Here is a 20,222-nt window from a genome sequence, read left to right on the forward strand (position 1 = left end):
CGCGCCGCCCGCGCCGCCCGCGCCGCCCGCGCCGCCCGCGCCGCCCGCGCCGCCCTCGCGGCGGCGCGGGCCTCCCGGGCCGCCGACTTGGACCGGCGCCTGAGCGCCCTCCTGGCCGACGCCCTCACCGGGTACGGGCCCGCCGCCGAGGGCCCGCTGACCCCCAGCGCCCAAGCGCCCCCATCAGCCGCCGAACCGCCCACTCCGGCCCCCGAGACCAGCGCATCGGGGGCTGAGGGGGTCGCGCTCGTCGCGGTCGGCAGCCACGCGCGCCGCGAACTGACGCCCGGCGGCGACCTCGACCTCGTCCTCCTGCACCGGGGGCGGGCCGACGTCGCCGGGATCGCCGACCGGGTCTGGTACCCGCTCTGGGACTCCGGGACGCGCCTCGACCACTCCGTCCGCACCGTCCACCAGGCCCGGACCGTCGCGCGCGCCGACATGAAGGCCGCGCTCGGGTTGCTGTCCGCGCGCCGGGTCGCGGGCGACCACACGCTGGTGGACGAGCTGCGCGCCGCCGTCCTCGCCGACTGGCGCGCCGACGCCGCCGCCCGGCTGCCGGAACTGTCCGCGATGTGCCGGGAACGGTGGGAGACCCGCGGCGAGCTGGCCTTCCTCCTCGAACCCGACATCAAGGAGGCCCACGGGGGGCTGCGGGACGTCCACGTGATGCACGCCGTCGCCGCGTCCTGGGTGGCGTCCGCCCCGGACGGCCCGGTCAGGGCCGCCCATGACCTGCTCCTCGACGTGCGGCACGCTCTGCACGAGGTCACCGGGCGCTCCACCGACCGCCTCGTCCTCCAGGAACAGGACGCCGTTGCGCGCGCGCTCGCCCTGCCGGACGCGGACGTCCTGCAGCGCTCCATCGTGGACGCGGCCCGCACGATCACCTACGCGGGCTCCAACCTGTGGCGGCGCGTCGACCGCGTCACCCGCTCCAGGGCCGCCCGCTCCCACAGCGAACGCGATGATCCCGACTCGGCGGCGACGCGCGAACCGGCCGGTGGACGGCCGGGCCGGCGGCCGGCGGACGCCGGACGGCGCCCGGGAGTCGAGCGGCGCCAGGGGGTCGAGCGGCGGCCGGTCGGCGACGGCGCCGTCGAGCACGGGGGAGAGGTCGTGCTCGCGCGGAACGCCGATCTCCGCGACCCGGCCCTCGTCCTGCGCGTCGCCGCCGCCGCGGCCCAGGCCGGCCTGCCGCTCGCTCCCGCGACCGCGGCCAGGCTCGCCGAACACGCCGCCCTGCCGCCGGTGCCGTGGCCCCCGCCCGCCCGCGACGCGCTCGTCTCCCTGCTCGGCGCCGGTTCCGCCGCCACCGCCGTCTGGGAGGCCCTCGACCGGGCCGGGCTGATCGTCCGGCTGCTCCCCGAGTGGGAGCATGTCCGCAACCGGCCGCAGCGCAACCCCGTCCACCGCTTCACCGTCGACCGCCACCTCGTGGAGACCGCCGCCGGCGCCGCCTCCCTCACCCGCGAGGTCGCCCGCCCGGACCTGCTGCTCATCGGCGCCCTGTTCCACGACATCGGCAAGGGGCGGCCCGGCGACCACTCCACCGCCGGCGCCGCCGCCGTCCGCGGCATCGGCACCCGCCTGGGCTTCCCCGAGGACGACGTCCGCGTGCTCGAAGCGCTCGTCCGCCACCACCTGCTGCTCCCCGACACCGCCACCCGCCGCGACATCGACGACCCCGTGACCGTCCAGACCGTCATCGACGCCGTGTCCGGGGTGCCGGGACGCGAGCGCGAGATCCTCGACCTCCTCGCCGCCCTCGCGATCGCCGACGGCACCGCCACCGGCCCCGCCGCCTGGGGCGCGTGGAAGGCCGGCCTCGTCGCCGAGCTGGCCCGCCGCGCCGCCGCCGCGCTCTCGGGCGGGACGCCGCCGCCCCCGCCCGTCCTCGACCCCGCCCACCTGGCCTTGGCGCGCCACGACGGCGCGGCCGTCCGCGTCACCGGCTCCCGGATCACCGTCGCCGCCCCCGACCGGCCGGGCCTCCTCTGGCGGGCCGCCGGCGTCCTGGCCCTGCACCGCCTGGCCGTGAAGACCGCCCGCACCATCTCGGGGACGGCCGGCGAAGCGTCCGGCCGGGCCGGGGAGACGGCCGTCCTGGACTTCACGGCGGTGCCGGAGTTCGGCGCGCCGCCGGACCCGGCCGGCCTGGAGGCGGACCTGCGGCGCATGCTCGCCGGGCGCCTCGACGTCGCCGACCGCCTGGAGCGGCGGGCGCGGTCGATGCGGACGCGCCCCGGGCCGGCCGCACCGCCGCCGCGCGTCATGATCATCGAGGACGCGTCGCGGACGGCGGCCGTCATCGAGGTCCGCGCCCACGACCGCCCCGGCCTGCTGTGGCGGATCGGGCAGGCGCTGGGCGCGTGCGGCCTGCAGATCCGCGCCGCCCAGGTCGACACCCTCGGCGCCGAGGCCGTCGATGTCTTCTACGTGGTGGACGGCGAGGGGCGCCCGCCGTGCGACCCGTCCGCCCTCGGCGCCGTCCGGGCGGAGATCGCCGCGGCCCTCCACTGACGTCGCGCTGGTCGGCGCAACCAACAGGGCGACCCGATACGCTGATAGGCGATCCCAGAAGCTTTCCAAGGACGGTCCAGACACGTGTTCGAGACGCTCTCCGACCGGTTGACGACGGTCTTCTCGTCCCTGCGCAGCAAGGGGCGGCTGTCCGAGGCCGACATCAACGCGACGGCCCGCGAGATCCGGATCGCGCTCCTCGAGGCCGACGTCGCGCTGCCCGTCGTCAAGGACTTCATCGCCCAGGTCAAGGAGCGGGCCGCCGGCGCGGAGGTCTCCCAGGCGCTGAACCCGGCGCAGCAGGTCGTCAAGATCGTCAATGAGGAGCTCATCGAGATCCTCGGCGGCGAGACCCGCCGGATCAGGCTGGCCAAGACGCCGCCCACCGTGATCATGCTCGCGGGCCTGCAGGGCGCCGGTAAGACCACCCTCGCCGGCAAGCTCGCCCGGTGGCTCCGGCAGGAGGGCCACACCCCCATGCTGGTGGCCGCCGACCTGCAGCGGCCCAACGCCGTCCAGCAGCTCCAGGTCGTCGGCGAGCGGGCCGGCGTGCCCGTGTTCGCGCCCGAGCCGGGCAGCGGCGTCGGCGACCCGGTCGACGTGGCGCGCCGCTCGATCGACCAGGCCCGGCACGCCCAGCACGACGTCGTCGTCATCGACACCGCGGGCCGCCTCGGCGTCGACGCGGAGATGATGCAGCAGGCCATCGACATCCGCGACGCCGTCCAGCCCGACGACATCCTGTTCGTCGTCGACGCCATGGTCGGCCAGGACGCCGTCAACACCGCCCAGGCGTTCATGGACGGCGTCGGCTTCGACGGGGTCGTCCTCACCAAGCTCGACGGCGACGCGCGCGGCGGTGCCGCGCTGTCGGTCCGGCACATCACCGGGCGTCCGATCATGTTCGCCTCGACGGGCGAGAAGCTGGAGGACTTCAGCGTCTTCCACCCGGACCGCATGGCGGGCCGGATCCTCGACATGGGCGACATCCTCACCCTGATCGAGCAGGCCGAGCAGGCGTTCGACGCCGAGCAGGCCGAGAAGATGTCCACCAAGTTCGCCTCGGGCGAGGACTTCACCCTCGAGGACTTCCTCGAGCAGATGATGATGATCCGCAAGCTCGGCCCGATCGGGAACCTGCTCGGGATGATGCCGGGCATGGGGCAGGTCCGCGACCAGATCAGCCAGATCGACGACAAGGACCTCGACCGCATCGCCGCGATCATCCGCTCGATGACCCCGCAGGAGCGCGCCGAGCCGAAGATCATCAACGGCTCGCGGCGGGCTCGCATCGCCAAGGGCTCGGGCGTCGGCGTCGGCGAGGTCAACAGCCTCGTCACCCGGTTCTTCGACGCGCAGAAGATGATGCGCCAGATGGCCGGCGGCATGGGCCTGCCCGGCATGCCGGGCGGACGCCGCAAGGCCGCGAAGGCGGCCGCCAAGAAGAACAAGAAGGGCAAGCAGCGCAGCGGCGACCCGCGCAAGCGCGCCGCCGGCAAGGACCGGCAGCCCGCCGCCGACACCACGCCCCAGGGCCTCCCGCCGGGCCTCGGCGGCGGCCCGGCCGGCGGCCCCGGCGGCCTCCCGCCCGGCCTGGGCGGGCAGCTCCCGCCCGGCTTCCAGATGCCGGACCTCGGCAAACTCCAGGGCCGTAAGAAGAAGTAGTCCGGTGCCGCCGCGGCGCCCCCAAGGCCCCGCGGCGGCACCGTCCGCCCCAGGCCCGGAGGGATGTTCGCCGCGCTGCCTCGCCGTCCGCCGCGGATGCGGGGCGTGACCGCCTGTGGCCGGGGCGGGCCCGGGACACGGCGGCGTGCGATTGCACCTTTACACCGAACGTCTGGCAGAATGACAGGCTGGAAACCCGGAATCGCGAGGCGCCCTCTCTCGTCCTGCGCGGCCGGAGTCCATCGGACGGCCGTGAGCCGGTGTTCCCCACCTGGCGCGGGCCCGTCCACCCGGTAACGAAATCGGAGTACACCACACCCGTGGCAGTCAAGATCAAGCTCAAGCGTCTGGGGAAGATCCGGAACCCGCAGTACCGGATCGTCGTCGCCGACGCCCGCACCAAGCGGGACGGCCGCGCCATCGAGGAGATCGGCCTCTACCAGCCCAAGCAGGAGCCGTCGCTCATCAAGATCGACTCTGAGCGCGCGCAGTACTGGCTCGGCGTCGGCGCGCAGCCGACCGAGCCCGTGCTGAACCTGCTGAAGATCACCGGCGACTGGCAGAAGTTCAAGGGCGAGCCGGGCGCCGAGGGCACCCTCAAGGTCGCCGAGCCCAAGGCCGACCGGAAGGCCGCCTTCGAGGCCGCCGTCAAGGAGTCCCTGGGCGACGACGAGGCGGCCGGCACCGCCTCCCGCGCCAAGAAGAAGGCCGAGCCGAAGAAGTCCGAGGCCAAGGCCGCTGAGACCGACGAAGCCAAGAGCGAGGGCTGACAGTGCTCGAAGAAGCGCTCGAGCACCTGGTCCGCGGGATTGTGGAGAACCCGGACGACGTCCGGGTCCGCGCCCGCCGGATCAGGGGCGGCCGGGTCCTGGAGGTGCGCGTGCACCCCGAGGACCTCGGGAAGGTCATCGGCCGCGGCGGCCGCACCGCCAAGGCCCTCCGCACGGTGATCAGCGCCCTGTCCGGGGGCCGCTACGTGCGCGTTGACCTGCTCGACGTCAACGAGGTCCGCTGAGTGGCGTTCCGATGAGCGAACCGCTCGTTGTGGGACGTGTCGGACGGCCCCACGGGGTCCGCGGCGAGGTCGCGATCGACGTCCGCACCGACGAGCCGGACACCCGGTTCGCCGTGGGCGCGGAGATCGCCACCGACCCCGGCGCCGCCGGCCCCCTCACCGTCGAGCGGACCCGCTGGCATTCGGGACGCCTGCTCGTGCGCTTCGCCGGGGTCGGCGACCGCGACGCCGCCGAGGCCCTGCGCGGCACGTGGCTCGTCGTCGACCCCGGTGACATCTCCCCGTCCGCCGACCCGGACGACTTCCACGACCAGGAACTGATCGGCCTCGCCGTGGTCACCGCGGACGGCGCCGCCGTCGGCGAGGTCGCGGACGTCCTGCACCACGGCCAGGACCTGCTGATCGTGCGAGGCCCCGCCGGAGAGAAGCTCGTGCCCTTCGTGGCCGCGCTCGTCCCCGAGGTGGACGTCCCCGGGGGGCGGCTCGTCATCGACCCGCCCCCCGGCCTGCTCGACGAATCATGAAAATCGACATCGTCACGATCTTCCCCGAGTACTTCGCCCCCCTGGACATCTCCCTCTTGGGCAAGGCCCGCCGCGCCGGCCTCCTGGACGTCCGCGTCCACGACCTGCGCGCCTGGACCCACGACCGCCACCGCACCGTCGACGACACTCCCTACGGCGGCGGCCCCGGCATGGTGATGAAACCAACCCCCTGGGGCGAGGCCCTGGACACCCTGATCCCCCCACCCCCCACCGACACAGCCCCGACCATCGCCAACGCACCACCCGTCGGGCCCGTGCCCCCAGAGAACGCGCCATCCGGCGGGCCCTTGCCCTCAAACGAGGCCCCGCCAACCGGAGCCGTCCCCTCAACCGACGAACTCGCGCCGACTGGCAAGGGCGCGCCACACGAGGGGGTCGCGGCGCCCAGCGAGGCAGCGTCAACTGGTGCCATCACGCCAACCGGCGGGGTGGCGGCGACTGGGGCGGGCGCGCCACACGAGGGGGTCGCGGCGCCCAGCGAGGCAGCGTCGACCGGTGCCATCACGCCAACCGGCGGGGTGGCGGCGACTGGGGCGGACGCGCCACACGAGGGGGTCGCGGCGCCCAGCGAGCCGGCATCGGCCGAGGGCAAGGCGCCGGCCGGCGGGCCGGGGGGGCGAGGCGGGGCGTTGCGGTCGGTTGCTAGCACGCCAGCCGCAGAGTCGACGTCGTTCGGCCAGGCCACGCCATCTGATGAATCCGTGCTGCCCAGCGGGGCGTCGGCGAACTGGGGCGCGTCGACTGGCGGGGGTGTGCCGGCTGGATCCGGAGGATCGGTGTCGTCCGGCGGGGCGGCGTCGGTTGGTGGGGGCGCCTCAGCTGAGACGGCGGCGGCCGGTGCGGGGCTTGTGCCGCGGTTGATCATTCCGACGCCGAGCGGGCGGCCGTTCACGCAGGCCGACGCGGTGCGGTACGCGGCGGAGCCCTGGCTCGTGTTCGCGTGCGGGCGTTACGAGGGCATCGACTCCCGTGTCGTCGAGGAGGCCCGCACCCGCATGCCCGTGGACGAGGTCAGCCTCGGCGACTTCGTCCTCGCCGGCGGTGAGGTGGCCGTCATGGTGATGATCGAGGCGATCGCGCGCCTGGTGCCCGGCGTCCTCGGCAACGCCGAATCGGTCACGGACGACTCCTTCGCCCCGGGTGCCATGGAGTCGCTCCTGGAGGGCCCCGTCTACACCAAGCCCCCCGTCTGGCGGGACCGGCCGGTTCCGGACGTCCTCCTGTCGGGAAACCACGGGGCGATCGCCCGCTGGCGGCGGGACGAGGCGCTCCGCCGGACGGCCCGGCACCGTCCCGAACTCCTCGCCCGCCTCGCGCCGGAGGATCTCGACAAGCGGGACCGCGCCGTCCTGCGCGAGGTCGGTTTTCCGGTTGACGGCGAAGGTATGGCAGACTAGAGCGTCCGTGCCTCCAGAGCGCACGGCACCCGAAGACCACTTCCCGCGGCGCGACGCCCCCACGAAAGTCCCACCGGGGCCTCTCGACGCCCGCGTTCGACCACGAGGAAACGCTGCGATGCACACCCTGATCCAGGAGATCGAGAAGGCCGCGATGCGCGCCGACGTCCCGGACTTCCGTCCGGGCGACACGCTTAAGGTGCACGTGCGCGTCACCGAGGGCAACCGTAGCCGTATCCAGATCTTCCAGGGCGTGGTGATCCGCCGGCAGGGCGGCGGCGCCCGCGAGACGTTCACCGTCCGCAAGGTCAGCTACAGCGTCGGCGTCGAGCGGACGTTCCCGCTCAACAGCCCCTCGATCGACAAGATCGAGGTCGTGACCCGCGGCGACGTCCGCCGCGCCAAGCTCTACTACCTGCGCAACCTGCGCGGCAAGGCCGCGCGCATCAAGGAGAAGCGCGAGCACTGAGCCGATGGACCACGACGCCCCGGGAACCCGCGACGGTGCCCGGGGCGTTGCCCGTTCCGGACGGGTGCGACCGGCTCGTCCGCCCGCGACACGCCCGTGGGCGGCGTCCCGAAGGCCTTGCGGCGCTAGGCTTTCGCTCTGATGACTGAAGAGGACGATCGGAGAGACGTGCGATCCGAAGCCGAGGGCGCGGTGCCCGAAGAGAAGGAGCCCGTGGACTCGGCCGAGGAGACGGACGGCGACTCCGAAGACGGCAAGGGCAAGAAGAAGCAGGGATCGTTCTGGAAAGAGCTCCCGGTCCTCATCGTCGTCGCCGTCGTCCTCGCACTCGTCATCAAGGCGTTCGCGGTCCAGGCCTTCTACATCCCGTCCGGCTCCATGGAGAACACCCTCCAGGTCGGCGACCGCGTCCTCGTGAACAAGATCGTCTACCACACCCGGGACATCGCCCGCGGCGACGTGATCGTCTTCAACGGCCTCGACTCCTGGGACCCCGAAGTCCAGGTGGACGAGCCCGGCAACCCGGTCTCCAAGGCGCTGCGCGCCGTCGGCACCGCGTTCGGTGTGGCGCCCAACGAGAAGGACTACATCAAGCGCGTCATCGGCATCCCCGGTGACCACGTGAAATGCTGCGACGCCCAGGGCCGGGTCACCGTCAACGGCGTCCCGCTGGACGAGAAGTCCTACGTCTTCACCGACCCGATCACGCACGAGCAGAACAAGCCGTCCAACGACCCGTTCGACGTCACCGTGAAGCCGGGCCAGCTCTGGGTCATGGGAGACCATCGCGAACTCTCCTACGACTCCCGCTCCCACCGCGGCGACCCCGGCGGCGGCACCATCTCGATCGACCGCGTCATCGGCCGCGCCTTCGTCATCGTGTGGCCACTGGACCGGATCAGCACCCTTCCGATCCCCGGCACCTTCAAGCAGCGCGGCCTGGAGAAATCGGCCGCCGCCGCCGTCCCCGCCGCCCCATACGCCCTGGGCGTCCTCTGCACCCTCCCGCTCGCCTACGTCCGCCGCCGCCACCACCTGAAGACCCACTAACAACCCCGCACCCCAGCGACGCGAGGCGAGTACTGCCCAGGCGCGCGGCGCCAAAGTGTGCTGCGTATTGCAGGACCACGCGCTGTTAGGGACCCGTGCTCCCGGCCGCGCGACGCGGCGCAACCAGGCGATATTGCCAGCCCCATGGCGCTGGGTCATCGGCCGCGTGGGCAGGTGGTCTGTATGTTCCTCGGGCCGTCGTGGGTTTGGGTTTGGTGGCGGGGCTCTTGGTGTCTTGTGAGGGTCTTGGGGGTTGGTGGGGGATCGGGGGCGTTCGGGGAGCGGGGGTCCGGGGCGGGGACGTACGCTTCGGAGCATGAAGGGACGTCCACTCCGCTTCACCCCGCGCCGGGACGCCGGGCTGTTCGCGTACGAGCGTGCGCTGGCGCATGGCGGGTTCAGCCCCGTGGCCGGCGTCGACGAGGCGGGGCGCGGGGCCTGCGCGGGGCCGCTGGTGGTCGGTGCGGTGATCCTTCAGGGCGGACGTGGCCGGATCGACGGGCTCACCGACTCCAAACTGCTGTCCCCGGCACGCCGGGAAGAGCTGTACGCGGAGATCATTGAGCGCGCGTATGCCTGGAGCGCGGTTGTGATCCCTTGCTACGACATCGACCGGATCGGTCTCCACCGGTGCAACATCACCGGGATGCGGCGTGCCCTGGCCGCCCTGGACGCGCGGCCCGCGTACGTGCTGAGCGACGGCTTCCCCGTACCCGGGCTGGACGTGCCCGGCCTTGCGATGATCAAAGGCGACCAGGCCGCGGCATGTGTGGCGGCTGCCTCCATCGTCGCGAAGGTCACCCGAGACCGGATCATGGTCGGGCTCCACGAGCGGTACCCCGAGTACGGCTTCGACGTCCACAAGGGCTATGTGACGCGAGCGCACGGTGAGGCGCTGGCCGTGCACGGTCCGTGTCCGGAACATCGGTTCTCCTACGTCAACGTCGGGCGGGCCTTGCGCAACAATGGAGAGGTGGCCGTGGGGGAGGAGACCGAAGGGGAGGTCTCCGGCGAGGGCTGCGCGGAAGGGGCACGAGCGTGAGCGCCGAGGATCTCGAGAAGTACGAGACCGAGATGGAGTTGCAGCTCTATCGCGAGTATCGCGACGTCCTCGGGCTGTTCAGCTACGTCGTCGAGACCGAGCGCAGGTTCTACCTCACGAACTCCGTCGACCTGCAGGTGCGCGGCGCCGACACCGGTGAGGTGTTCTTCGAGGTCACGATGCAGGACGCCTGGGTGTGGGACATGTACCGCCCTGCTCGCTTCGTGAAGAACGTGCGTGTTGTCACGTTCAAGGACGTGAACGTCGAAGAACTCGCCAAGAGCGACTTCGAACTCCCCTCTAACGAGTGACCTGCGCGACCCGCTCGCCTGCAGCGAGGCGCCGAGCGTGTGCCGGCAGGTTGCTTGCGTGGCCGGCTCGCCTGCAGCGGGGCGGCGAGCGTGTGCCGGCAGGTTGCTTGCGTGGCCGGCTCGCCTGCAGCGGGGCGGCGAGCGTGTGCCGGCAGGTTGCTTGCGCGGCCGGCTCGCATGCAGCGGGGCGGCGAGCGTGTGCCGGCAGGTTGCTTGCGTGGCCGGTTCATCTGGAGGGCTCGGTGGGCGGCTGAGGTCTCTCGGGATCTTCGGCGGGGCCGTTGGTGGACTTTCCGGATTTCGTCAGGCGCCAGCCCGACGGCGCGCGTTCGATGAAGCCGGACGCCGACAGGAGGCCCAGCTTCGCGTTGACCGTGGTCAGGTCCACGCCCGCCTTGACGGCGAGTTGCGCGGGGCCGGCCGCGCCGCGGGCAGGGAAGGCTTCGAGGACGGACCGGGTGACCGGTTCGAGGCGGTCGCGGGGGAGGACGGGGGTGTTGGGCGGCGGTGCCAGGTCGGCACCGATGCGTCCCACGGCCTCGATGATCTCCTCTGGGCGGGTCACCAGCGTGACGCCCTCCTCGCGCAGGAGCCGGTGGCAGCCGACCGAGCTGCGGGAGGTGATCGGGCCGGGCACGGCCATGACCACGCGGCCGAGCTTGGACGCCCAGCCGGCGGTGTTCAGGGCACCGCTGCGGGCCTCCGCCTCGACGATGACCGTGCCGCGCGACAGCGCCGCGATCACCCGGTTGCGGACGAGGAAGCGGAGCCGGTGCGGATGCGTGCCCGGCGGCGACTCGCTGACCAGCAGGGCCCGCCGCGCCATTTCCGCGAACAGCCCCTCGTTGGACGCCGGGTAGGGGACGTCGACCCCGTTGGCGAGGACGGCGACCGTGGGGCCGTCGGCGGCCAGCGCACCTCGGTGGGCGGCCGCGTCGATCCCGAGGGCGCCGCCGGAGATCACCGTCCAGCCGTCGTCGGCGAGGTCGGACGCGAAGTCGGCGGCGGCGCGCAGGCCGTAGGGGGACGCGGCGCGGGAACCGACGACGGCGACCGAACGCAGGCAGCAGTAGCGCAGGTCGCCGGGGCCGCGCAGCCAGAGGGCGTAGGGGCGTCCGGAGCCGAGATCGTCGAGTGTCGTCGGCCATTCGGGGTCTCCCGGGCAGATGAGGCGGCCGCGGAACCGGGCGCACACGGCCATGTCCTGGTCGGGTTCGGCGGCGATCAGGCGGATCCGCCACTGGCCGAGGCGTTGGACCTCCTTCGGGGTGGCGTCCACGGTGCCGGGGAGCCTGCCGGTGCGGATCGCTTCGAGCGCCTCCTCCGGACCGCAGCGGTCGATGATCCGGTTGAGGAACGCGTCACCGGGTTCGGCGACGGCGGTGAGGGTGGCGCGTGCGGTGCGTGCGTCGCTCATTGGCGCCCCGCAGACCACAGGGCGAGTGCGCCGCCGACGTCGTCCGGGCCCGGCTCGTCGTGGCCGGCCAGGTCGGCGATGGTCCAGGCGACCCGCAGGATCCGGTCGAGCCCGCGCGCGCTCAGCGTGCCCCTCTGGAGGGCTTCGTCGGCTCCCCGCATCGCCTCGGCGGAGGGCGTGAAGCGTCTGCGCAACTCCGGGCCGGGCACTTCGGAGTTGGAACGCCAGGGGGTGTCCGCGAGGCGGTGGCGCGTCCGTTCCCTGGCGAGCTGGACGCGTTCGGCCACCACCTTGCTGGACTCGGCGAACTCCAGGTCGTAGCGGAGTTCGGCCCGGCTGGCCGGTGTCAACTCCAGTTTGAGGTCGATGCGGTCGAGGAGCGGGCCGGTCACACGGCTGGCGTACTTGCGGCGGACGCCCGGCGCGCAGGAGCAGTCGATCTGCTTCGCGGCGGCGCACGGGCACGGATTCGCGGCGAGGACGAGCGTGAATCGCGCCGGGAAGTGAGCTATGCCCTCGATGCGGGAGATGCGCACCACGCCCTCTTCCAGCGGCTGGCGCAGCGCGTCGAGCGTCCCGCCCAAGAACTCCGGGGCCTCGTCCAGGAAGAGGATCCCGCGGTGGGCGAGGGACACGGCTCCCGGCTGGAGCACGCGGCCGGAGCCGCCGCCGACCATCGACGCCCGCGAGGCCGTGTGGTGCGGGGCGTAGAACGGCGGCTGGGTGATCAGCGGCTGCCCCGGCCGGAGGGTTCCGGCGACCGAATGGATCGCGGTGACCTCCAGCGCGATCTCCGGCTCCAGGGCCGGCATCAGCGTCGGCAGACGCTCCGCGAGCATCGTCTTGCCGCAGCCCGGCGGCCCGGCGAAGAAGAGGTGGTGCCCTCCCGCCGCGCTGATCTCCAGCGCGCGGCGCGCCTCGGCCTGCCCCCGGACGTCGGCGAGGTCCAGGTCGGGCGGGATCTCCTGCTGCCGGATGGCGTACCCCTCCGCGGGGAGGGCGAAGTCGTCCTCCTCGTCCTCGTCGATGGGCGGCGGCTCGTCGCGCAGGAGGCACAGCAGCCCGCGCAGCGTGCTCGCGGACACGACCTCCATGTCGGGGACGAGTTCCGCCTCGGCGGCGTTCGCGCGGGGCACGACGACGGTGCGGCACCCCCGGTTGGCGGCGGCCAGCACGGCGGGCAGTATGCCCTGGATCGGGCGTAGGCGGCCGTCCAGGCCGAGTTCGCCGATCAGCACCAGTCCCGCGCAACTGCGCGGAGGGACGACCTCCGCCGCCGCGAGCAGTGAGATGGCTATCGCCAAATCGAAGGTGGAGCCCTTCTTGGGCATGCTCGCCGGGAACAGCGATACGGTCACATGGCGGTTGGGCCAGTCTTCGCCCGAATTGAAGATCGCGGCGCGGACGCGGTCGCGGGCCTCGCTGAGGGCCGTGTCGGGAAGGCCGACCAGATGCAGTCCGGGGACGCCGCTGGTGATGGCCGCCTCGACGTCCACGACGAAGCCGTCCACGCCGACGAGGGACACCGAGCGGGTCTTCGCGAGCGTCATCAGCACACCTCCCGCAGGTGATCGATCGAGAAGCCGTCGCCATCGCCGATCAGGCCGAGGACGTCCACGCGCATGGTCGCGCCGCCGACCCCGTGGGCAGCGGCCCACCGCCAGGCCAGCCGCCGTAAACGGGCCGCCTTCTCGGTGGTGATCGCTTCGAGGGGGTCGCCGAACCGGGTGGAGCGGCGCGTCTTCACCTCGCAGACGATGTGCCTCCGCCCGTCGTGGGCGACGATGTCGAGTTCGCCCTCGCCGCATCGCCAGTTGCGGTCGAGGATCGTCCAGCCGAGGCCGACCAGGTAGTCGGCGGCCGCGTCCTCGCCGCGCCGGCCGAGGCTGATGTGAGCTTTCATGGGTGCCTCACCTCCGGCCTCCGACGCTGCCGCATCGTGACCGTGTGTGATAGTTGAATCGCATTCTGTGGATAACTCGACCGGAGATCGGCGGCGATTCCGGGGCGCTCCCCGCCGGTGCTTGCGCCGGGCGTGCCGTTGGCGCAGCGTGACGGCTGTGACGAGAGCGCTTGAGGACGCGGTAGCCGATTTCTGGCGACATCTCAGGGCGGAGCGCGATGTTTCCCCGCACACGCTGCGCGCCTATCTGGGGGATCTGGCCGATCTGTGCGCCTATGCCGCTGCCATCGGCGTCACCGAACCCGAGGAGCTGGACGTCTCGCTCCTGCGGGCATGGCTCGCCCGCCAGCACGCTCTCGGCCGCTCCCGGGCCACCCTGGCCCGCCGGACGGCCGCTGCCCGCGGGTTCACGAGGCATCTGCACCGGCAAGGCCTCCTGCAGGACGACCCAGGGCTCCTGCTGGGCACGCCCAAGCGGCAGCGGGACCTCCCCGACGTCCTCACCCAGGACGACGCAGCGCGCCTACTGGACGCCATGGACGCCCAAGGCCCTATCGGGCTCCGGGATCTGGCCGTCCTGGAGGTCCTCTATGGAACGGGTGTCCGCGTCAGTGAACTGTGCGGGCTCGACATCGACGACCTGGACACGGGGCGCAGGACGGTCCGCGTCCTGGGCAAGGGAGGACGAGAACGCACCGTCCCGGTAGGGGAACCAGCTGTCCGCGCCGTCGAGGACTGGCTGCGCGCAGGGCGCCCGTCGTTCGCGAACGAAGACAGCGGCGCGGCACTGTTCCTCGGGGTTCGCGGAGGAAGACTCCACCCGACGACCGCACGCCGCATCGTCCACGCACGGATATCGGAGGTCGGCCAAGTCCCCGACCTGAGCCCCCACGGACTCCGCCACAGCGCCGCGACACACCTGCTGGAGGGCGGCGCCGACCTCCGGAGCGTCCAGGAGATCCTCGGCCACGCCTCCCTCCAGACCACACAGCTCTACACCCACGTGTCGGCCGAGCGGCTGAAACAGGTCCACCGCCAAGCCCACCCCCGCGGCACCCACCCCGACTGACCCCGCGCGCGGGCGGGGCAGTTCTTCGCCATGCCCTCATCGCTCCCTGGACCGACTGATCCTGCGCGGGTGGGCGTGCCTCCTCGGCCACCTTGGACCGACTGACCCCGCGCACGGGTGGGGCAAGCACGGCTGCGATGGCGGCGACGGAACCATGCGGTTGAAGTGACGTGTTCGCCCAGGTGGGTGCGCGGTTGCAAAGCCCGCGGCTCCGTCCGAGCCCGTGCCTTGGCGCAGGCCGCCGCCCCACTCTGGTGCATGCGGGACGGCGGCCTGGCAGGTCACGGGGCGCGACGCAGGCGGCGTTCGTGGGCGAGGTTGATGACGCCCGGAGGCGGGCGCCTGCGGCGGTGGAGTCGAAAGCGGATGCGGGTGCGCCGCCAGGCGAAGGCCGCCGTCAACGTCAGCGCCATGCCCGTCAACGCTCCGCCCGTCGCCGTCGTGGCGTCCCGTAGGGCCATCCGCGAGTGCGGCTCCGACGGCGATGCGCCTTGGGACGGAGACGGGGACGCAGACGCGGACGGGCTCGTCCAGCGGGGGAGAAGGCGCACCTGCCGCCGCACCAGGTTGAGCGGGTCCAGGTAGAGGGCGCCGCGACGCAGCCCCCAATGCAGACAGGTGACCCGGCAATGCAGCCGGCCGCCCTCCAGAACCCCGATCCGCGTGCCGGACGCGACCCGACCCCCCACGTGCACGCTCGGCCGGACGGGCAGATACGTCGTCCGAAGCGCCCCGTGATCGATCGCGACGACGCCGCGGCCCGCCAGGCGGTCGGCGAAGAAGACCCGCCCCGGCCCGGCGGCGTAGACGGCCTGCCCGGGGCGTCCGGCGAGATCCACCCCGCGATGGCCCGGCCCCCACGGGCTGGCCGGCGGCGAGTAGGCCCGGAGAACCCGCGGCGCGGGCGGGCCTAACGGCCACCGCCAGGCGTCCAGGCCCGGTCCGCCGATGGCGATCATGCAGGTGAGCAGCAGCGTGAGCAGTGTCATGCACCGCAGCCTGCCGGGTCCCGGCCGCCGCGTCGACGGGGTCGGCGAACTGTGGATAACCCCGCGGACCGTTGATGCCCGGACGCGTCGGCGCCCTGATAATCTGTAAGCGTGCCCGAAAGGACACCGGCCAGGGCCAGGCCGTCATCGACCCACCTCCGGGTGGGGAGGCGAGAAGCCGCTCCCGGAACGGACAGGCCCAGACCCGGCAACGGGCCAGCCGCCTGGGACACCCATGGCGGCTGATTTCACGCGTCCGCATGCCACCGCAGGTCTTGGTGGGGCGCAGTCCCTCGGTCCGTCGCTCCGGCGGCGGTGGGACGGCACCCGGGCGCAGGCAGACAACCAAATGCGGCCCGGTAGGGCCAGAGAAGGAGAACACGGGCAATGGCACCCGTCGTCACCATGCGGCAGCTCCTGGAGAGCGGCGTCCACTTCGGCCACCAGACCCGCCGGTGGAACCCGAAGATGAAGCGCTTCATCCTCACCGAGCGCAACGGCATCTACATCATCGACCTGCAGCAGTCGCTGTCCTACATCGACCGCGCGTTCGAGTTCGTCAAGGCCACGGTGGCCCACGGCGGCACGATCCTGTTCGTCGGCACCAAGAAGCAGGCGCAGGAGTCCATCGCCGAGCAGGCCGCCCGCGTCGGCATGCCCTACGTGAACCAGCGCTGGCTGGGCGGCATGCTCACCAACTTCTCCACCGTCCACAAGCGGCTCACCCGGCTCAAGGAGCTGGAGGAGATCAACTACGACGACGTGGCCGGCTCCGGCATGACCAAGAAGGAGCTGCTCGGCCTGCGCCGCGAGAAGGACAAGCTGGAGCGCACCCTCGGCGGTATCCGCGACATGGCGAAGGTTCCGAGCGCCATCTGGATCGTGGACACCAAGAAGGAGCACATCGCGGTCAACGAGGCCAAGAAGCTCGGCATCCCGGTCGTGGCGATCCTCGACACCAACTGCGACCCGGACGAGGTCGACTACCCGGTCCCGGGCAACGACGACGCCATCCGCAGCGTCAGCCTGCTGACCCGCGTGGTGGCCGACTCCGTCGCCGACGGCCTCCTCGCCCGCGCGGGCGCCGCGACCGGCGGGGACGAGAAGCCGGCCGAGGGCGCCGCGGCCGCCGGCTCCGCCGAGCCGCTGGCCGAGTGGGAGCGCGACCTGCTGGAGAACAAGCCGGCCGAGGGCGCCGAGGCGCAGGCCCCGGCCGAGACCCCGGCCGAGGCTCCGGCGGAGGCCCCGGCGGAGGCTCCGGCCGACGCCGCTCCGGCGGCCGAGCAGGCCGACGCGCCGGCCGAGGCCGCGCCGGCCGACGAGGCGCCGAAGCCCGCCGAGGCCGAGCAGGCTTGATCCCGCGGTCCCGGCGGCCCCGCGCGGGGCCGCCGGGACCGTCGCGGGTCCAGGACCAACGACGAGAGAAGCGAAGAGAGCGATGGCCAACTTCACCGCCGCTGACGTCAAGCGGCTGCGCGACCTGACCGGCTCCGGCATGATGGCCGTGAAGAACGCCCTCACCGAGGCGGACGGCGACTTCGAGAAGGCGACGGAGCTGCTGCGCCTCAAGGGCGCCAAGGACGTCGGCAAGCGCGCCGAGCGCACCGCCGCCAACGGCCTGGTCGCCGAGCACTTCACCGGCTCGGGCGACGGCGCGCTGCTGGAGCTCAACTGCGAGACCGACTTCGTCGCCAAGAACGCGCAGTTCATCGAGCTGGCCCAGCGCCTTGTCGAGTTCGCCGCCGGCAGCGGCGCCGCCGACGCGCCCGCGCTGCTGGCCGCCGAGATCGAGCCCGGCAAGACCGTCCAGGCCCTGATCGAGGAGAACAGCGCCAAGATCGGCGAGAAGCTGGAGCTGCGCCGCTTCGCCCACTTCCAGGGCGCCTACGTGGCCAGCTACCTGCACAAGTCCGACCCGTCCCTGCCGCCGACCACCGGCGTGCTGGTCGAGCTGGACACCGAGAACGCCGAGGTCGCCAAGGACGTCGCGCAGCAGATCGCGGCGATGGCGCCGAAGTACCTCACCCGCGAGGAGATCCCCGCCGAGGCGATCGAGAAGGAGCGGGCGCTCGCCGAGCAGCTCACCCGCGACGAGGGCAAGCCCGAGCAGGCCATCCCGAAGATCGTCGAGGGCCGGGTGAACGCCTACTTCCGCGACTTCGTCCTCGTGGAGCAGGCGTTCGTGAAGGACAACAAGAAGACGATCGCCAAGGTCCTCGACGAGGCCGGTGTGAAGGTCGTCCGCTTCGCCCGGTTCAAGGTCGGGCAGGCGTAAGGGCACTCTGGAGACAGGGACCCGAGAGATATCGCGAGAAACGAGGAGGCCGCCGACGTGCCGGACAAGACGACCACTAGCGCGACGGCGGCCTCGTCGTCCGATCGGACGACGTCCGGCGGGCGCGGCGGGCACGCGCCGCGGGCCGGCTGGAAGCGGGTGCTGCTGAAGCTGTCCGGCGAGGCCTTCGCCGGACGCGAACCGCTCGGCATCGACCCCGAGGTCGTCCAGCACGTCGCCGAGGCCATCGCCGAGGCCGTCCGGGACGGCGTGCAGGTGGCGGTCGTCTGCGGCGGCGGCAACATGTTCCGCGGCGCCGTCATGGCCGAACGCGGCATGGACCGCGGCCGCGCCGACTACATGGGGATGATCGGCACCGTCATCAACTGCCTCGCCCTGCAGGACTTCCTGGAGAAGCTCGGGCTGGACACGCGGGTGCAGACCGCCATCACCATGAGCCAGGTCGCCGAGCCGTACATCCCGAGGCGCGCCATCCGGCACCTGGAGAAGGGCCGCGTGGTCATCTTCGGCGCGGGTCTCGGGCAGCCGTTCTTCTCCACCGACACCACCGCCGCCCAGCGCGCGCTGGAGATCGGTGCGGAGGCGGTACTGAAGGCCACCCAAGTGGACGGTGTGTACGACGCCGATCCACGGAAGAATCCAGACGCGGTCAAGTTCGACCGTTTGGATTACGGTGAAGTTCTACAGCGGGGCCTGAAGGTCATGGACGCCACGGCCATCAGTCTCTGTATGGACAACACTCTGCCCATCGTGGTCTTCGACCTCATGGGACAGGGCAACATCGTCCGGGCCGTCCGGGGTGAGAAGATCGGCACGCTGGTCAGCCCGGCACAGGGCTGACCGCAGCCCCCGGCGGCGTCCCGCGCCGCCGAACCGCACGACCAGGGCCGACCAGATGACATGGGAGTCACAGTGATCGACGAGACCCTCCTCGAGGCCGAGGAGAAGATGGAGAAGGCGGTCGCGGTCGCCAAGGAGGACTTCCAGGCCATCCGCACCGGCCGGGTCACCCCGGCGATGTTCAACAAGATCACCGCCGAGTACTACGGGACGCCGACGCCGATCAACCAGCTCGCGTCGTTCACGCTGCCCGAGCCGCGGATGGTCATCGTCCAGGTCTTCGACAAGTCGTCCATGCAGGCGGTGGAGAAGGCGATCCGCGAGAGCGACCTCGGCGTGAACCCCACCAACGACGGCAACGTCATCCGCGTCGTGTTCCCCGACCTGTCGGAGGAGCGCCGCAAGGAGTTCATCAAGGTCGCCGGGGGGAAGGCCGAGGACAGCCGGGTCTCCATCCGCAACATCCGGCGCCGCGCCAAGGACACCCTCGACAAGCTCGCCAAGGACGGCGAGGCCGGCGAGGACGAGGTCCGGCGTGCGGAGAAGGAACTCGACGACACGACGCACCGCTACGTGGCGCAGATCGACGAGCTGCTCGAGAACAAGAAGGCCGAACTGCTCGAGGTTTGATGGAACTCGACAACGCCGGGGAGCCCTCGGGTTCCCCGGATGAGCCGGAGGTCGACATGGCCGGCCCGCCCCCCGGAGAAGCACTCGACCCGCCCTCCGGGCAGGACGGCTCCGCTGAGCGCGCCCCCTCCGCGGACGTGCCGCCCACCGGCGCCACCGCCGCTCCCCTTCCAGACGCGCCCCCCGGGGCCTCCGAAGGGAAGCGCGAGAGCAGGACGGGCCGCAACCTGCCGCTCGCCATCGGTGTCGGCGTCGCCTTGGGCGCGCTGGTCCTGCTGTCGCTCTACACCGTCAAGGAGATCTTCCTTGGCGTGATGATCGTGTTCCTCTTCCTCGGCATGCGCGAGCTGACCGAGGCGTTCAAGAGCCGCGACATCCGCGTCCCGTTCATCCCGGTCGCGACGGGCATGGTGGGCACACCGGTCGTCGCGTACGTGTGGGGCCCGACCGCCGCGGTCGCCGCGGTGTCGCTGACGGTGCTCGCGCTGCTGATGACGCGGATGACCGAGGGCGCCGACGGATACGTCCGCGACGTCGCCGCCGGGTCGTTCGTCGCCGGTTACCTGGTGCTGATGGGCGGGATCGTCGCGCTCCTCATGCGGCTGGACGACGGCGACCACCGCATCGTCATCTTCATCGCCACGACCGTCGCCAGTGACATCGGCGGCTATTTCGCGGGGTCGTTCCTAGGCAAGCACAAGCTCGCCCCCACGATCAGCCCGAAGAAGACGTGGGAGGGCGTCACCGGTTCAGCCATCACGTGCATGGCCGTGGGCGGATGGCTGGTGTGGTGGCTGCTGGACGGCGGGCAGGTCTGGCAGGGCGTCATCATCGGCCTCGCCGCCGTGGTCACCGCGACCGCCGGCGACCTCGTCGAGTCGATGGTCAAACGCGATCTCGGCATCAAGGACATGGGAACGCTCCTTCCCGGCCACGGCGGGGTGATGGACCGCCTCGACTCCCTGGTCGCGACGGCCCCCGTCGTGTGGCTTCTCTTGGAGCTCTTCCTCCCGACCTAGGACGCGGGCAGGCCGCTCCAGGGCTCGATCCAGGTGGCCTCT

The 20,222-nt window shown here is 72.2% G+C and carries 19 protein-coding genes and 2 pseudogenes; 17 read left to right on the forward strand and 4 right to left on the reverse strand.

Going from position 1 to position 20,222, the window contains the following annotated elements; genetic code table 11:
• The 11 genes and pseudogenes from ABFX46_RS40780 to ABFX46_RS40830 all read left to right on the forward strand — a co-directional run.
• The coding region (locus tag ABFX46_RS40780; RefSeq protein WP_346049570.1) for a [protein-PII] uridylyltransferase at positions 1-2,523 on the forward strand (2,523 nt) is incomplete at its 5' end.
• An 84-nt stretch (positions 2,524-2,607) separates the two neighbouring features.
• On the forward strand, positions 2,608-4,188 hold the full coding sequence (gene ffh / locus ABFX46_RS40785; RefSeq protein ID WP_346049572.1) for a signal recognition particle protein: 1,581 nt from the start codon (positions 2,608-2,610) through the stop codon (positions 4,186-4,188).
• Positions 4,189-4,508: 320 nt separating this feature from the next.
• Complete coding sequence (rpsP, locus tag ABFX46_RS40790; RefSeq protein WP_131945203.1) at positions 4,509-4,958, forward strand: 30S ribosomal protein S16; 450 nt, start codon at positions 4,509-4,511, stop codon at positions 4,956-4,958.
• A gap of 2 nt (positions 4,959-4,960) precedes the next feature.
• Positions 4,961-5,203 (forward strand): RNA-binding protein, encoded by a 243-nt coding sequence (locus ABFX46_RS40795; RefSeq protein WP_067632131.1) that lies wholly within the window; start codon positions 4,961-4,963, stop codon positions 5,201-5,203.
• Between the two features lie 11 nt (positions 5,204-5,214).
• The gene (gene rimM, locus ABFX46_RS40800; RefSeq protein ID WP_346049575.1) at positions 5,215-5,727 is read left to right on the forward strand and encodes a ribosome maturation factor RimM; all 513 of its coding nucleotides are present in this window, start codon (positions 5,215-5,217) and stop codon (positions 5,725-5,727) included.
• Positions 5,724-5,940 (forward strand): annotated as a pseudogene (locus ABFX46_RS40805) (tRNA (guanosine(37)-N1)-methyltransferase TrmD); the annotation flags it as partial. The gene rimM and the pseudogene ABFX46_RS40805, both read left to right, overlap by 4 nt.
• Before the next feature lie 632 nt (positions 5,941-6,572).
• Positions 6,573-7,145, forward strand: a pseudogene (gene trmD / locus ABFX46_RS40810) (tRNA (guanine(37)-N(1))-methyltransferase); the annotation flags it as partial.
• Between the two features lie 118 nt (positions 7,146-7,263).
• Positions 7,264-7,614: a 50S ribosomal protein L19 gene (rplS, locus tag ABFX46_RS40815; protein ID WP_067632127.1), complete on the forward strand. Its 351-nt coding sequence runs from the start codon at positions 7,264-7,266 to the stop codon at positions 7,612-7,614.
• Positions 7,615-7,782: 168 nt separating this feature from the next.
• A complete protein-coding gene (gene lepB, locus ABFX46_RS40820) occupies positions 7,783-8,664 on the forward strand; it encodes a signal peptidase I (RefSeq protein WP_346049577.1) in 882 nt (293 codons plus the stop codon).
• Between the two features lie 316 nt (positions 8,665-8,980).
• A complete protein-coding gene (locus ABFX46_RS40825; RefSeq protein WP_346049579.1) occupies positions 8,981-9,706 on the forward strand; it encodes a ribonuclease HII in 726 nt (241 codons plus the stop codon).
• On the forward strand, positions 9,703-10,017 hold the full coding sequence (locus ABFX46_RS40830; protein WP_163060459.1) for a DUF2469 family protein: 315 nt from the start codon (positions 9,703-9,705) through the stop codon (positions 10,015-10,017). The genes ABFX46_RS40825 and ABFX46_RS40830 overlap by 4 nt, the downstream gene beginning before the upstream one ends.
• Positions 10,018-10,243: 226 nt before the next feature.
• On the opposite strand, the gene dprA is transcribed toward ABFX46_RS40830, so the two are convergent.
• Genes dprA through ABFX46_RS40845 form a run of 3 tightly spaced genes read right to left on the reverse strand, consistent with a single transcriptional unit; the run spans position 10,244 to position 13,337 of the window.
• On the reverse strand, positions 10,244-11,434 hold the full coding sequence (dprA, locus tag ABFX46_RS40835) for a DNA-processing protein DprA (RefSeq protein ID WP_346049581.1): 1,191 nt from the start codon (positions 11,432-11,434) through the stop codon (positions 10,244-10,246).
• Positions 11,431-12,984, reverse strand: a complete 1,554-nt coding sequence (locus tag ABFX46_RS40840; protein WP_346049583.1) for a YifB family Mg chelatase-like AAA ATPase — start codon at positions 12,982-12,984, stop codon at positions 11,431-11,433. The genes dprA and ABFX46_RS40840 overlap by 4 nt, the downstream gene beginning before the upstream one ends.
• On the reverse strand, positions 12,984-13,337 hold the full coding sequence (locus ABFX46_RS40845) for a YraN family protein (protein ID WP_346049585.1): 354 nt from the start codon (positions 13,335-13,337) through the stop codon (positions 12,984-12,986). The genes ABFX46_RS40840 and ABFX46_RS40845 overlap by 1 nt, the downstream gene beginning before the upstream one ends.
• 157 nt (positions 13,338-13,494) lie before the next feature.
• Here ABFX46_RS40845 and ABFX46_RS40850 point away from each other — a divergent pair, with 157 nt between their 5' ends.
• A complete protein-coding gene (locus tag ABFX46_RS40850) occupies positions 13,495-14,406 on the forward strand; it encodes a tyrosine recombinase XerC (protein WP_346049587.1) in 912 nt (303 codons plus the stop codon).
• 281 nt (positions 14,407-14,687) lie between these two features.
• On the opposite strand, the gene ABFX46_RS40855 is transcribed toward ABFX46_RS40850, so the two are convergent.
• Positions 14,688-15,395, reverse strand: coding sequence for a murein hydrolase activator EnvC family protein (locus tag ABFX46_RS40855; RefSeq protein ID WP_346049589.1), 708 nt, complete (start codon positions 15,393-15,395; stop codon positions 14,688-14,690).
• A 387-nt stretch (positions 15,396-15,782) separates the two neighbouring features.
• On the opposite strand from ABFX46_RS40855, the gene rpsB reads away from it, so the two are divergent.
• The 5 genes from rpsB (at position 15,783) to ABFX46_RS40880 (ending at position 20,180) form a co-directional block, all read left to right on the forward strand.
• Positions 15,783-16,751 (forward strand): 30S ribosomal protein S2, encoded by a 969-nt coding sequence (gene rpsB / locus ABFX46_RS40860; RefSeq protein ID WP_346049591.1) that lies wholly within the window; start codon positions 15,783-15,785, stop codon positions 16,749-16,751.
• A gap of 82 nt (positions 16,752-16,833) precedes the next feature.
• On the forward strand, positions 16,834-17,670 hold the full coding sequence (tsf, locus tag ABFX46_RS40865; RefSeq protein WP_131944324.1) for a translation elongation factor Ts: 837 nt from the start codon (positions 16,834-16,836) through the stop codon (positions 17,668-17,670).
• A gap of 159 nt (positions 17,671-17,829) precedes the next feature.
• Positions 17,830-18,531 carry a UMP kinase gene (gene pyrH / locus ABFX46_RS40870; RefSeq protein WP_243714918.1) on the forward strand — a complete coding sequence of 234 codons (702 nt, stop codon included), beginning with the start codon at positions 17,830-17,832 and terminating at the stop codon, positions 18,529-18,531.
• A 72-nt stretch (positions 18,532-18,603) separates the two neighbouring features.
• Complete coding sequence (frr, locus tag ABFX46_RS40875) at positions 18,604-19,161, forward strand: ribosome recycling factor (protein WP_346049593.1); 558 nt, start codon at positions 18,604-18,606, stop codon at positions 19,159-19,161.
• On the forward strand, positions 19,161-20,180 hold the full coding sequence (locus tag ABFX46_RS40880) for a phosphatidate cytidylyltransferase (protein WP_346049594.1): 1,020 nt from the start codon (positions 19,161-19,163) through the stop codon (positions 20,178-20,180). Before frr ends, ABFX46_RS40880 begins: the two co-directional genes overlap by 1 nt.
• Positions 20,181-20,222 lie beyond the last annotated feature (42 nt).

Origin of the sequence: Actinomadura chokoriensis (assembly GCF_039529475.1) — a bacterium.
Taxonomy (GTDB): domain Bacteria; phylum Actinomycetota; class Actinomycetes; order Streptosporangiales; family Streptosporangiaceae; genus Spirillospora; species Spirillospora bangladeshensis.